Origin of the sequence: Pseudoalteromonas sp. L23 (assembly GCF_021728455.1) — a bacterium.
Classification (GTDB): Bacteria; Pseudomonadota; Gammaproteobacteria; order Enterobacterales; family Alteromonadaceae; genus Pseudoalteromonas.
In genome coordinates this window covers 150,230-161,749 of the sequence record NZ_JAKKCW010000003.1, presented here as the reverse complement: position 1 = coordinate 161,749, position 11,520 = coordinate 150,230, and the positions used below count along the sequence as shown (strand labels likewise).

General features: G+C 40.1%; 8 protein-coding genes. 5 read left to right on the top strand and 3 right to left on the bottom strand.

All coding sequences use genetic code 11. The features are described from left to right. Positions 1–51: 51 nt before the first annotated feature. A complete protein-coding gene (locus L3V43_RS07325; RefSeq protein WP_010605347.1) occupies positions 52–2,937 on the bottom strand; it encodes an insulinase family protein in 2,886 nt (961 codons plus the stop codon). Between the two features lie 117 nt (positions 2,938–3,054). Here L3V43_RS07325 and L3V43_RS07320 point away from each other — a divergent pair, with 117 nt between their 5' ends. From L3V43_RS07320 to ushA, 3 genes are all read left to right on the top strand, one after another. Then, positions 3,055–3,477, top strand: a complete 423-nt coding sequence (locus L3V43_RS07320) for an MAPEG family protein (protein WP_211865679.1) — start codon at positions 3,055–3,057, stop codon at positions 3,475–3,477. Positions 3,478–3,579: 102 nt separating this feature from the next. Beyond that, entirely contained in the window at positions 3,580–3,771 is a 192-nt protein-coding gene (locus L3V43_RS07315; protein WP_010605345.1) for a hypothetical protein, read from the top strand. 63 nt (positions 3,772–3,834) lie between these two features. Continuing rightward, positions 3,835–5,424 (top strand): bifunctional UDP-sugar hydrolase/5'-nucleotidase UshA, encoded by a 1,590-nt coding sequence (ushA, locus tag L3V43_RS07310; protein WP_227387892.1) that lies wholly within the window; start codon positions 3,835–3,837, stop codon positions 5,422–5,424. A 50-nt stretch (positions 5,425–5,474) separates the two neighbouring features. Here the strand turns inward: ushA and L3V43_RS07305 are convergent, their stop codons facing one another. Beyond that, positions 5,475–6,401, bottom strand: a complete 927-nt coding sequence (locus L3V43_RS07305) for a hypothetical protein (RefSeq protein WP_237116326.1) — start codon at positions 6,399–6,401, stop codon at positions 5,475–5,477. Next, complete coding sequence (locus L3V43_RS07300; RefSeq protein ID WP_010605342.1) at positions 6,391–7,128, bottom strand: PhnD/SsuA/transferrin family substrate-binding protein; 738 nt, start codon at positions 7,126–7,128, stop codon at positions 6,391–6,393. Before L3V43_RS07300 ends, L3V43_RS07305 begins: the two co-directional genes overlap by 11 nt. 378 nt (positions 7,129–7,506) lie before the next feature. Between L3V43_RS07300 and L3V43_RS07295 the strand changes: the two genes are divergently transcribed. Together L3V43_RS07295 and L3V43_RS07290 are read left to right on the top strand one after the other, a co-directional pair. Continuing rightward, entirely contained in the window at positions 7,507–8,367 is an 861-nt protein-coding gene (locus tag L3V43_RS07295) for a S1/P1 nuclease (RefSeq protein ID WP_010605341.1), read from the top strand. Positions 8,368–8,403: 36 nt separating this feature from the next. After that, positions 8,404–11,496, top strand: a complete 3,093-nt coding sequence (locus L3V43_RS07290; protein WP_010605340.1) for a TonB-dependent receptor — start codon at positions 8,404–8,406, stop codon at positions 11,494–11,496. Positions 11,497–11,520: the final 24 nt, after the last annotated feature.

Sequence of the window (11,520 nt, the reverse complement as noted above, 5' to 3'; positions counted from 1 at the left end):
GCTGGGAAACGAATTTTCCCAGCTTTTAATCATCACTGAAATACCGACTGATTATTGTTGGAATTTCACGTTTTTATACATCTGTTCAACTGAATCCAGCTTAGTTTGCTTCGGTAGATCTGCAAACGGTTCAGCTTGGAACTTGGCGCCACGTAATTGAATATTTAATCTAGCAGCATCGGTGTTCATTACAGTTTGCTGATAGTACGCTTTAATATCTTCTAATGTGACTGCTTCAACTGCAGCAATTAGCTTAGCTTCGGAGTCAAACGCCATATTTTCTTTGAACCAATCGCCCAATAACGGTTGTAGTTCTTCAGAAAGATTTTTTGGCTCTTCGGTTAATGAGACTAACACTGCATTTTTTAACTGCTCGAACGTTGCCTGATCTAACGCTGCTAAGTCTTTAGCATATTCATCTTTATACGCGTCAAAGCGAGCTTGCATACTCTTAGCATCTTTTACCGGTGTTTGAATATAGAAGCCTAGCGCTGAATATTCGTCAATAGCAACGCTGGTTGCACCAACCGCATACGCTAACTGCTCTTCGGTTCTCAGACGTTCAAATGCCGCTGTTCTTAAGTGCCCTTGAAGCACCATCGCCGCCGCCTTTTGTGCATAACCTTTGACTGGGTGCACTGCAAAATCGATTACGGCAACATCAGCAACGTCAATGTCTTGCTGCCATACGATTGTCTGCTTTTGCTCTGGCTGCCAATATTTAGCTCGCGCGTACTTGGTCACTTTTTGGCGTTTAGGCAACGCATTATCAAGCGTCTCTTTTACTGTTTGCAAGTCCGTTTTATCGTAGTTGCCATAAGCAAAAACGCGAACTTGGTTATTCGTTAAAATTTGATTTTGCACTTTATCTAGATCGGCCAAAGTCAAAGACTTAGCTGCTGATATCAATGCAGAATCATCATAGCTTCCTGAACGGATAAGTTTTTGATATACACCAAAAGCTTGTCTGAATGGGAATTCTTTTTCTTGGTTTTTAATGCCACGCACGTAACGATCAACAGCCTGATCAAATGCGCGTTTATTCGTTTCTACACGAACACCTGAGAGCGCATCTTTTAGTAATAATGCTTGTTTATCAGTAAAACCTGAAATATCTAGCATTACCCCATTTGCTGGGGTCAAGCCAAGGTGCATACCAGCGATACTCGCTTCCGTCATCAGTTTTGCTTTATCCAGCCGGTATAGATCGGCCCAAATCGACAGTGCAACCTCAGTTTTGATGTCTTTTAATGCACTTGGGTTATTCAAGTAGATTTTCAGACTGCCTTTAGGCTGCTGGTAGAAGCGCTCACTCGCGGCATGCCAAACCGTTACCCCATCAGCATCAATAACCTTCTGAACGCCCTTTTTCGCATCATCCGCAGATGTTTTCAGTGCGAAGTTTTCAGGTAGCAAGGTATTTACACTAGGAAGTGCTAAATCGAAATTTGCCTCTTCTTTCCATTTATCAAAATCGCTACGCTTTAAGTCTACGATCTGATATTCACCATCATAGAAGTGCAGTTTTGCGTCGGTAGGCTCACCTTTACTGATATACCATACCCGCATTTGCTCTGGTGTAAGTTGCTTCAAGACAGCCTTAACTGCATCAGCATCAAACTGCGCGTAGTAGTAGCTTGCATTGATAGCATGGTTCATTGGGTAATGCTGCATGCTATCTGCAAGGTTACTAACGTAACCAAACTCATCGCCTTTTTCTAAAAACCTAAATTGATTATTTAGCGACGTTTGGATTTCCTTGAAGTAACGGCTATCGACTCCTTTATCACGGATCATATCGATATAATCCAGTACTGTACCTGTGATTAACTCACGTTGCTTTAGGCCTTCATCGGTTAGCTGAATATCAATCTGCAACGTCCCGTAGTTGCCATAACTATTTGGAGTCGCGAATGCACTTAACGATGAGATTAAACCTTTATCTTTTAGAACTTGAGCGGGGCTACCCGCCATTTCATTACTTAGCAGATAAGTAATGAAATAGTTCGGCTTAACCGCAAACGCATTGGCGTTGTTCTTGATAGTAAAATCAAGCTGTAGAGTCTTTACGTCTTCATTCGGTTTATAATGGACCAACTTTTGTCCAACATTATCGAAGTTAAGCGATTGCTTGACCTGTGGCTTCTCGATGTTCTTATTCTTAATTGTCGTAAAGTGCTTTTTCGCTTTTACCACCATCTGCTCAATCGGCTCATTAGAAATCATGGCTAACTTCATGATATTCGCAGAGTAGTACTTATCATAGAAAGCAACAGTCTCTTGATGTAGCTTGCTTCCTTCTTTATCCCCTAACGTTTCTAGATTACCTATAAGGAAACGGTTAGCAGGATGTTCTCCCATCATGTTTCGTGCAAGTTTAAATTGACCAAAAAAGTCCATTTCACGACGCATAGACCACTCAGCATTCACTGCATTTTTTTCTTTTTCCGTGTACTCAGGGTAGAGCTTTGGAGATTTAAAGAAATCGGAGAACCTGTCTAACGCCTCGTCATAGGCATCGTTGTTCACTTTGAACATATAATTGGTAATATCCAACCAAGTGTAAGCATTGTGTGCCCCACCGTTTTTGGTCATGAACTCAGAATAACCTTTGCTGTCTGGATACTTTTCTGTGCCAAGGAACAACATATGTTCAAGATAATGCGCCATGCCCTGCTGTGACATCGGATCGTGTAGTAGACCAACGCCAACACTCAGCGCGGCCGCTGATTTCGATACAGATGGATCTGATACCAAAATAACTTCAATGCCATTTTCTAAGGTTAACGTTTGATATTGCCTATCATCATTAGGACTTACAACCAGTTGCTCTGAAAGAAGATTCTCAGTCGTGCCTGAATGATTAAGTGAAGAAGTTGTACCACATCCAGTCAAAACTGCTAAGGTAAGTGTGCTAATTGCGAATAGCTTTTTCATAAAACAATCCATTATTGTGATAATTACTTTTTGGAACCAGACTATCATCGTCATTCAACTAAGCTTTTGCAATATAGAAATTTTTTGTTTTGTAACACTTCGTAAACTGAGGAGCCTATGCCAACATCCACTTATTTACTGCTCGCCGCACTATTTTTACAAACTCTGCTGACCTTAGTCATCATGGTCATTATGGGTAAACGTCGATTTAAAGCGGCACGTGAAAAACAGATCCAGTTTGATCAGTTCAAAACCATGGCGCTCGACAATGCGCCTGAAAAAGTCATTCTGGCTTCCCGAAACTTTACCAATCAGTTCGAAATTCCCATGTTGTTTTTTGTTGTTTCTCTCGCCGCACTCGCAATGAAACTTGTCACCTTGTGGTTCAGCATTTTCGCCTTACTGTTTGTAATTAGCCGTATTGCACATGCCTATGTTCATATCGGCAGTAATCATATTAGAACGCGTTTTCGCCTCTACCTTGCTGGATGTGCGTTCATTGTGTTGCAGTGGATCATATTACTTTTAACACTTATATAACTAAAAACGATAAAAATGCCATCCGTTTTAACTAATTGTTCTTTAATCTCTGAGTCAATTTGTTAGCATGGCGATGGCAAAAAGAACAACAGGGGCACATAGATGAAACAGGATAATGATATCTGCGATTTTGGACTTCATGCTGGAGAACCGTACTCCACGCTGCCAGCTAGCTTTTTAAACTGGATGATAGAAACAGACCATGCAAAATGTGAGTTAGCAAAGTTTGAACTGGACAGAAGAGTATCTGCGGTGGCACAAAACGCCAGAAAATATAGCAATTTTGAGTGTTAGCACTATTAAAATAATTATAATGATCTAGAATACGCGCATAATTTATCAAATAGCTTCTAAATTATGCGCAACTTACTTATTCTTTCAACCGCTTTGCTATTATCAGCATGCCATTTTTCCTCTCCTAAGCAGTCGCAACAAGCAGAATACCTAACCGTATTACACACCAACGATAATCATGGTCGTTTTTGGCAAAATGAAAAAGGTGAATATGGTATGGCTGCCAGAAAAACCTTAATTGACCAATTAAAGAGCGATGCCGAAAAAGCAGGACATGCCGTTATATTGCTTTCTGGAGGCGATATAAACACCGGTGTACCAGAATCTGATTTACAGTTTGCCGAACCTGATTTTAGGGGAATGAGTAAACTCGGTTACGATGCCATGGCAATTGGTAACCATGAATTTGATAACACTCGAGATGTACTAGCCAAACAAATTGAGTGGGCAAGCTTCCCAGTACTGTCAGCAAATATTCTTGATAATACAAATCAAATGCCAGCATACGAGCCTTACACAATTATTGAACGTGCAGGATTGACCATTGCTGTCCTTGGGCTTACGACAATTGATACTGTTAAAATTGCCAATCCAAAACATGTTCATGGCCTTACTTTTATTGAGCCTTTAACAGCCACAGAAAACTGGGTTCCTAAGATCAAAGCCAAATATCACCCAGATGTTATGATTGCTGTCACACATATGGGCCATTATCACGGTGCTAATCATGGTATCAATGCGCCCGGTGATGTAACACTTGCGCGCCGACTTCCTAAAGGTATGCTTGATTTGATAGTCGGTGGACATTCTCAAGAACCTGTCTGTGTCGACGACAATGGTAACGAGGATACGTCATTCGCTCCTGGCAAAACATGTAAACCAGATAATCAAAATGGTGTTTGGATTATGCAAGCACATGAGTGGGGTAAGTATGTGGGTAAAGCCGTATTTAGGATTGATGGTGATACAAAAACCTTGATTAGCTATAACTTAATCCCTGTAAACTTAAAAGATAAAGCTGGCTCTGTGATTGGTGAAACGATTCAAGAAGATCCGCAAATGCTTGCTTTTTTGAAGCCTTTTCAAGAAAAAGGACAAGCGCAAATTGCTGGTGCAGTAGGATACGTTGATAGTTTTTTAGATGGTCGTCGCAGTACAGTGAGATTTAAGCAAAGCAACCTCGCAGATCTTATCATTAATGCACAAATGGCAGCTGTCGAAGCTGACTTTGGCATTATCAGCGGCGGCGGGATCCGAGATAGCATAGAACAAGGTGATGTCAGCTACAAAGATGTACTGAAAGTTCACCCTTTTAAAAATCGTATTACTTACATAGACTGGAAGGCCAGAGATCTTATTAATTACTTAAACATTGTTGCTAAATTCCCGCCTGACTCTGGTGCTTACTTACAGTTCCACCATATTAAGTTTGATATCAAGAATGATAAGGTAACCAATATTAGCATTGCGGGCGAGCCATTAACTAACGATAAGACCTATCGTATGAGTGTGAATAGCTATAATGCATCTGGTGGTGATGGCTATCCAAAGATTAATCATCTTCCTGAATATACTGCTACAGATCTAACTGATGCACAGGTTCTAAAAGATTACTTCCAAAAGAATAGTCCAATAAAAGCTATCGATTTATAGAAAGACAATCCAGTAAAGCGGTGTGACTCACCGCTTTACTGACACCTGCTCTATTTACCAATAATATCAACATCAGACTTTTTCACTCCGCTCAGTCCATAACTATGTAATTTGGAACGAGACCCTTCTCCGTGTGCTTTTGGCGGATAAAACAACACCTTTTTTTCTGGGAATGCGTCTAATACTTCGTCTAGTGCAGCTCTAATTTCACTTAGTGTTTTTTCTAAACTATTGGTGAAGTTTGGCCGTTTTCTTATAGTATGACCAAGCTCAACTAAACGATAAAAGTATTTATCCGCGAGATCCAATAACTCTTTTGGCATCTCTTTGTTTTGGTTGAGAATAGTGTCAGGGTTTCCCTCGCAAAACTCAACAAGTGCCAAATAAAAGCATAATGGTTTATTGGCTAATTGAACACTGACTAATTTGTTTCTATTCGTTGTTACTGTTTTTGAGTACAAATCAATAACAAGCTTAAATTCCGGCAACTTCTCTAGTGTTTGATTTGAACTTACTTTTGCATCAATACCTTTTCTTCTCACCCAGTTGAACACCGCAACGCCGATAAGCGCCATAATCAGAGGGAAAATATAGGTAAATTTCGGTTTGGAGTCGTCTAATGACACCGCTACATAGAAATTTCTGTGTGGCGCAGACAATGTTAGCACTTCACTTTTTTCACCTTCACCTGCCCCAGACGTATTAATGTCAAGAACAGTTAAACGGGCATCTTGAGCGCCTAACGCAGCATTGAGTGAGTTTATATATTCTCTTAACTCAGTTTCATTACCTGCATAATGTAGAAAAGGATCTGCGACAGGTAAACGATTCATATCAATAGCAACGCGAAGCGCAACCGCTTCTTTTTGTTGCTTCAAAACCCGCTTAGTTTCAATACTTTGAGAAATGTAGAAAATGCCGCTAAACAATAACGCCAAAGCAATAAAAACGGATATATTGCGCTGGCTAACGTCCATCTGCTTCTCCGATAAAGCCATAAGGTGAGGCTTCACATTGCCAGTATCGATCTACCTTATCAAAGTAACTCGATGTTCTTAATTGAGCGACTTGGTTAATAATTCCCTGCATTGCACAAGCTAGATCAGTGTTATTGTTGTTCATCTTTAAATACCATTTACTGCCGCTAACATTATTTGCAATTGGCGTAATGTAATTCTTCGAAAACCGCAACTCGTCTTCTTCGGACCAATAGGAGGCAATAATATCAACTTCACCAGCAGCTAGACGATCGCGGAGCGCTTGATGCGAGCTTAAATAGGTAATATCGAGCGCATTAATATCGATATCTAACTCTTTAAACGCACTTTTTGGTAATATGTGACCAGAGCGACTTGTTGGATAGTCTAGTAAGCCTATTTTTTTATCTAAGAAATAAGATTTAGATAATTTGGGTTTTTCTGTGTTTGAGATAAAAAAGGCGGAATAAGCCGGGTACCCTATAACAGGCTTATAACTATGCGTTGATTCAGCCATCAAAGCCGACATGATATTGTCTTTTGTTAAAATAAGATCGGCAATTCCCTTAGCTAAAAACTCTATTTGCTCAGCGAGGCTTCCTCCCCAATACACTTTCACCTGCCCATATTGTCTAGTGACCACTTCATCTTCACACGCTCTAACTAAAACGTCTAACGCGAGACTTTTAATCGGAACATGTATTTTTAAAGTGTTGATATTGGACACTGAACGCGTTTTGCAAGTATTTGAGTACTGGACAACGGGATCAAGAATAAGAGGCTTTGCCGATATTAATCGAGCCCCTAAAATCCAGCACAATAATGCGCTTATAAACAACAAAGATACAATTGTTGATTTACTAGTCAAAATGTTACTATGTATCACTAATTGGAATAACCTATCCTTTCTTGACCGCTATTAGATCAATTTTCTTTACTCATTGCAATAGGTAATTTTACTAATAAATCATAACACCATGAATTTATTAGTTTATTGACAGGAAATTATGAATCTTATTGAGTCCTTTTATTTTGTTGAAAAATACGGACAATTGGCCTCACTTTTCGGTTGGGAAGATTGTTCCCTTTTCTACAAGAGATACAAATGTTACGTAAAAGCTTGTCATTACTTTTCGCTGTAGGGATGACTATAACGACGTCAAGTGCACATGCCTGGGGTCAAAATGGTCATAGGATCATTGGCGAATTGGCGGAGGCGCATTTAACCGATCAGACTCGCGTTGCGATTCAACCGTTATTAGAAGGTGATTCTCTGGCTGAGATTTCAACTTGGGCAGATGAGATGCGTTCGGATCCAAGCACATTTTGGCGTAAACAATCTTCAAAGTGGCATTACATCAATATCGACAACCCAAAGGCAATGCACGAGCATGTTCATGCCGATTTGAATGACAAAGAAAAAGTAAAACACATCCTAGACGGTATCTACTACTCCATCAATACACTGAAGTCAGAATCTAAGTCAATCGATGAAAAGCGTTTTGCATTTCGTTTCCTAGTTCACCTTGTAGGTGACAGCCACCAACCATTTCACGCAGGTCGCGGTAAAGACCGTGGTGGTAACATGATTAAAGTAAAGTTTTTTGGCAGTGATTCAAACTTACACAGCACTTGGGACACCAAATTAATCGAAAATGAAAATCTTTCATTTACAGAATTCACACGTTTTATTCAAACCACAAATAATGAAATAATTGCTGAATACTTAGATAGCTCGCCAGCAGATTGGTTGCTTGAGTCAAATAATATTGCTGAAAAAGTTTATAACAGCAATGAAACTGAAATAAGTTACGGTTACATTTATAAATATATGCCAACAGTTAAATTTAGGCTGCAACAAGGTGGCATTAGATTAGCCGGCCTATTAAACCAAATTTTCGATAAGGACTCGCAGCCATTAAAAGAAGCATTAAAAAAGACTTCTAATACTGCGAATATAAAATAACTTTAGTAAGTTCTGAAATATACGGGAAACAACAAAATGAATACTCTTTTACGCAAAACTTCGCTGTCTCTTGCTATTGCAGCAAGTTTAGCTGCAAGCGGCTTTGCACACGCAAACGACACAGCTTCTAGCTTAAAAGGTCAAGTAGTAGGTCCTATGGGTAATCCTGCTGCTGGTACAAAAATAACAATTATTCATACCCCTTCAGGCTCCGTAAAAACAGCCACAGTGAATGAAAGCGGTGTATTCTCTGCAAAAGGCCTTCGCGTTGGTGGCCCATACCAAATTATAATTGACTCTGATAAATTTGAAGATACTAGAGTTGATGATGTTTATTTATCTTTAGGTAAAACATACCCAGTTTCAGTTCAACTGCAATCACTACAAGACATTGAGCAAATAGTGGTAACTGGCCGTCCTTTAACTGCACAGTCTGGTGGAACAGGCCCCGCATCTCACTTTTCTCTGGCTGAATTACAAAATAAGCCTGCAATTAACCGCGATTTGAAAGATATTGTACGTACTGACCCTCGAATCTACGTAGACGAAAGCAGTTCAGGCGCTATTTTATGTGCGGGAGGTAACCCTCGGTTCAACAGCTTAACTGTTGATGGTATGCGAATGAACGATAACTTTGGCTTAAATAGCAATGGTTACCCAACTGAGCGGATGCCTTTTTCTTTTGATTCTATTGATCAAGTTGCTGTAGAACTTGCCCCATTCGATGTTCAATACGGTGGCTTTACTTCGTGTAACATCAATGCCGTAACAAAATCAGGTACAAACACATTAACGGGCGGTCTATTTTTTGACTATACCAGTGATTCGCTATCTGGTGATAAAATTGATGGTCAAAAGCAAAATATCGGCGATTATGACGAGAAACGCTACGGTTTTAACGTTGGCCTACCGCTGATTAAAGACTCTCTGTTCCTATTTACCAGCTATGAAAAGTTGGAAGGATCAGAGATCTTCGAATACACACCATTTGCAAATGGAAAAATCAGTCAGGCGAGCATTGACCGTATTACTGCAATAACGCAAGAAAAATATGGTTATGATGCAGGCGGTATGATCCCAAGTATGCCTGTAGAAGATGAAAAACTATTAGTAAAACTAGACTGGAACATCAACGACGATCATCGTGCAAGCTTCGTGTATAACTATAACGATGGCTTTTCTTTGTCTCAATCTGATTCTGGTTCTGACAGGCTATCTTTATCGAACCACTTCTATGAACGTGGCGCAGAGCTCAACTCTTTTGTTACTTCAATCTATTCGGATTGGAGCGATGTGTTTTCGACCGAAGTCCGTATTGGTTATTCAGAGCTTGATAACAGTCAATTATCACTAGATCAAGCATCTGGTTTTGGCGAGTTTCAAGTAAATGTTGATGATGTCACTGTTTACTTAGGTCCGGACGACTCTCGTCAAGCAAACAAATTAAAGTACGATAACCTTTCTCTGAAACTTGCAGGTACCTATTACCTTGATGAGCATGAGCTATATTTTGGATATGAACGTGAAGAACTCGACGTATTCAATATGTTCGTGCAACACAACGAAGGTGAATATCGCTTTAGCAGCATTGAAGATCTCAGTAATGGCATTGCGCGCGTTTACTATGGCAATGCTTCATCACATAACCCTGAAGATGCAGCTGGTGAATTTAAGTACGCACTAAATACGTTGTACTTCCAAGATAAGTTCGACTTTATCGATTACGATATGACCATCACGGCAGGCGTTCGTTATGACTGGTATACCAGTGATGACGTACCAGCATATAATCCAAACTTTGAACAGCGCTTTGGCTTTTCAAACCAACAAAATCTGGATGGCGTTGACCTATTACAACCGCGTTTAGGTGTTAACTGGACTTACAATGACCAGCTAGAATTGCGTGGTGGTATAGGCCTTTACTCTGGTGGTAACCCAAATGTATGGATCTCAAACAGCTATTCAAACGATGGTATTCGTAACATCCAAACAGACAAGAAAAACCTTCAGTTGCTAGGCCCAAATGCAATTGCGTTCGTTGGCGACGGTAAAGCTGGTTTCGATATTCCTAAAGAATTATACGATACTATCTCTGCGGGTGGAGCTGATGATAGTACTAACGTAACTGACCCTGATTTTGAAATTCCTTCAGAGTGGAAGCTTTCACTAGGTGCAACTTATGTTACTGAATCTGATTATGTATTCAGTGTTGACTACTTATACACAGATAAACAAGATTCAGCAGTTATCAAGAATATCACATTGGCATCTGATGAAACTGCACCCGATGGCCGTCCAATTTACAACGATAATCTTCATTCTCGCGAATCAGACTTAATGCTAACCAATGTGTCCGGTGATGATGGTTATAGCCATGTTCTATCTTTTGGCATGAACAAGTCATTTGATAATGGTATAGATTTAGCGCTTTCTTATGCATACACCGTTGCAAAAGATGTGCATCCAATGGGTAGCTCTGTCGCGTTTTCGAACTATCACAGAATAGCAACTGCGGATCCGCAAAACCCAGAAGTCGCGACTTCAGATTACGAAGTACCACATCGCGCAACAATGTCTCTATCGTATAAAACTGAACTATTTGATGGCTTAGAAACTCGCTTTAGCCTATTCGGACAGGCAAGTATGACAAACCCTTATTCATACACGTTTGATAACACGGGTATGTTTGGTTACGCTGACGAAAAACGCGACTTGTTGTACGTCCCAAGTGAAGGTGATCAACGAGTGGTCTTCGGTGAAGATTTCGATAAATCTGCGTTTGACTCTTGGGTTAATCGTGAGGGCCTTTCACGCGGTCAAATTCAAGACCGTAACTCGCAAGACGGCGAGTGGTTTGTTACTTTCGATTTAAAAGTTGAACAAGAGTTTGGCGGTTTTGCTGATGGACATAAAGGTTCTGCATTCTTCGTAATAAAGAATGTTGGCAATCTACTTAACGATGACTGGGGCACTTTAGAGCGTGGTACCTCAATGCAAAACGCAGTGACAGCATCTATCAATGACAACGGTCAATATGTGTTTGAGAAGTTCAACAACCCTTCAGGCACTGACTTTGAAATTAAACCATCGTTATATGAAATCCGTTTTGGCGTTAAATATAACTTCTAGATGATAAGTCTTGGTTGAATTTAT